Source organism: Bacteroides sp. 1_1_30, from assembly GCF_020982715.1.
GTDB classification, from domain to species: domain Bacteria; phylum Bacteroidota; class Bacteroidia; order Bacteroidales; family Bacteroidaceae; genus Bacteroides; species Bacteroides xylanisolvens.
The window spans coordinates 1-2539 of the sequence record NZ_JAJKHN010000182.1 but is presented as its reverse complement, the minus strand read 5'-3'; the positions used below and the strand labels follow the sequence as shown (position 1 = coordinate 2539).

2 protein-coding genes and 1 pseudogene are annotated in these 2539 nt (G+C 50.1%); all 3 read right to left on the bottom strand.

From position 1 onward, the window contains the following. Window positions 1–72 precede the first annotated feature (72 nt). On the bottom strand, window positions 73–696 hold the full coding sequence (locus LPH68_RS25975; RefSeq protein WP_192914509.1) for a phage virion morphogenesis protein: 624 nt from the start codon (window positions 694–696) through the stop codon (window positions 73–75). Window positions 697–812: 116 nt separating this feature from the next. Beyond that, window positions 813–2162: a phage minor head protein gene (locus tag LPH68_RS25970; RefSeq protein ID WP_149949488.1), complete on the bottom strand. Its 1350-nt coding sequence runs from the start codon at window positions 2160–2162 to the stop codon at window positions 813–815. Continuing rightward, window positions 2162–2539: pseudogene (locus LPH68_RS25965) on the bottom strand (hypothetical protein); the annotation flags it as partial. The gene LPH68_RS25970 and the pseudogene LPH68_RS25965, both read right to left, overlap by 1 nt.

Below are 2539 nucleotides of genomic sequence, written 5' to 3'. Positions count from 1 at the left end.
TCGATGAGCGAGAGTTCCGGCATTTCCTGTGCAATCTGTTCCATGATTGCGATAAAAATTTCGTCCATATCGTTATTCGTTTAAAATGTTGGTAATTTCCTGATCCACTTTCTCCCGTATGCGGCTGTTCAATTCTTCACTATCGCCCATGAACTGGCGCTGCGGGATGCGGATGTGCAGTTTCTTTTTCCTGGTAAGCGCCATGTTCCTCCAGAACTGTGCCTGCGGATTCAGTTCCTTCGGGTTGGAACGCCGTTTAACGCGTTTCTTTTGCCCTGTGCCGGCTTTTCTTCTTTTTCCCGAAGCCTTGTAGAACCTGGCCCATGCAAAGCGTCTCATGCGGTCTGTGACGGTGACATCGATTTCGCCGCCCCAGTTGTGGATGGGCGCATAGACCACTTCGTTGAACACCCTTACCCGGTAGTCGGCAGGGGTGTACCCAACCGATTTGAACAGATGCTTCCTGCCGGAGAGAAGGGTACCGTAATTGCTGGCGGCATCGGTACCCCCCGAGGACAGCCGTTTGGCTTTTGGCCAGGGGTGAAGACCGCCATTGACAAATCCACTCTGTCGGAAATTCTCCTGAAAGTGGTCTTTGGCCATACGTCCTACCATGACCGGCATTTTGCGCCGCATGAGCGTCTCCAGCTGTTTACGTTTGGATTTTATCAAGTTATCAAAATCTTTCAAGTCCATTGTGATACCGTTTTAAAATAAATCACTATATTTGCAGCAGCTCCATAAGGAGTTAGCGTGTGCTGCGGCACGTCGCATCGCAGGGAAGTCTGTTTGCAGGCTTCCCTGTTGTCTTTTTAGTAGTAGAACTTACCATCCTTATAGAACAACCTGATTTCCCCTTTTTCATAAATCCATACTTCATCGATGTTTTGATTAGGCAAATTCCGTCTTGCCATGATAGCCCTTCTTATAAAACGGTCAGAACAGCCTTTTGTATTCTTGATTACAATTCTGGAAGATTGCTCCAGCCCGTGAGAAATCATGCTTTTTACTTTTCTTTTGTTCCATGGCTTGATGAAGCCTTCAAATTCGTAAAACAAGCCATCCACTTCAAAATCCGGGCATTTTCTGTAATATCTGGTATCTATCAAGTTTGCGTAGATACGTTGGTAATCATCCGACAGATAGTGCAAGCGTGGTGTCATTTTGACTTGATGCCCCATTCTTGCCAATTGGAGGCAGATACGTTTCATATCCTTGTAATCGGCCTTATCCTTATCAACCTTCGGATGTACATAAAGTACACCGCCGTTGGAGAATGATTTTTCAAGTTTAAACCCGTTTTGTGCCATCCGTTCCATACATGCCTTGATGTATGGGCAGTCGTAGCAATCCTTTGCCCGATTGCTGAAGATGTGTTTCAGCCGGTCCTTGAAGCCCGGTTTATAGAAAGCACAGTGCCTGCAGTCGTTCGGGAAATAAGGATGGGAATCGGCAAAGAGGATGCCGTCCGTTCCCGGGTTGTTATCCAGCCCCGGTTGCGGTTTGCTATTATCGTCCTCATCCGGCAGTTGCGTCGGTTCCTCGTCGGTGGCCGTGAGGTCGCACTTGCAGTTCCATCGGTCGCCCGGCCGGTGTATGCTCCAGAACGGGTCGTCGATGGGCCGTATGGTATTCCAATACGGCCGATGATCAGCACCCGGGTGCAGGGAGGTGGACGGCATCCATTTGAGGTTGGGCAAGACATCGCGTTCGCGGAGGAACTGCTGCCAGTCGGCCGCCTGATGTGCCCTCAGCACCGCCGTGTCATATTCCGTCTGCAGCCAATGCCGCACCTGGTGAGATGCGATGGGTGTGACCTCCTGCACCCATTTCTCGAATGGCTTTAGAGTGCCGTTCGAATCCAATAATAACCGTGCCATATCGCGCTGCATGCGGTGAACCTTGAATGCCGTAAAGACCTCGTTGTTGGTTTGCAGCTGCTGCAGGAATCCGTCCACTTGCTTCCCCTCAGACTGTGCAACCCCATCGGCAGCAGCATCGTCCAGTATGCGGCAGATTTCGTGAAACAGATTCGGCTCGATTTCGCCCTCCACGTCCATTTTCTGACTGTAGATGTGCTGCAGTGCCTTGGCCAACACGTCGTTGCTGAAACTGAACGAAGTCTGTACCTCTTCCCCTTTGTTTTGGTAGAGGTCGTTCATTACCAGTCTAAAGCTGCCCCGTCTGCCGGGGCTTTCACGAAAAAACCTTTGAGCCAGTTCCGGAAGTTTCTTTCCTGTTTCGGTGTCGGTTCATCATCCCGTCCCTTATTCGCTGGTTCCGGTTCCTTATTCGGGGTTTGAATCTGGGCAGCCTGTGCAGCCTCCCTTTGTTCAGCCTTCAGCTGCTCGTAGTTGGCCGGTTTGTCGATACCGAATTCCTCATAGAGATAGTCGTCGTCGATGGGGATGTTGAAGTTCTTTTTCAGTTGCGTAAGGATGGATATTTTGGTACCGGCATCCGTTTCTTTCGGTTCCGGAAAGCAGAATGTCCCCCCTTCAGTATTGATGCCCATGCGCAGCAGAATATCCGTCATGTC

Excerpts from the sequence above, each read along its gene's own strand:
- LPH68_RS25975 (WP_192914509.1), bottom strand. The coding sequence starts at position 696 with ATGGACTTGAAAGATTTTGATAACTTGATAAAATCCAAACGTAAACAG.
- LPH68_RS25970 (WP_149949488.1), bottom strand. The coding sequence starts at position 2,162 with ATGAACGACCTCTACCAAAACAAAGGGGAAGAGGTACAGACTTCGTTC.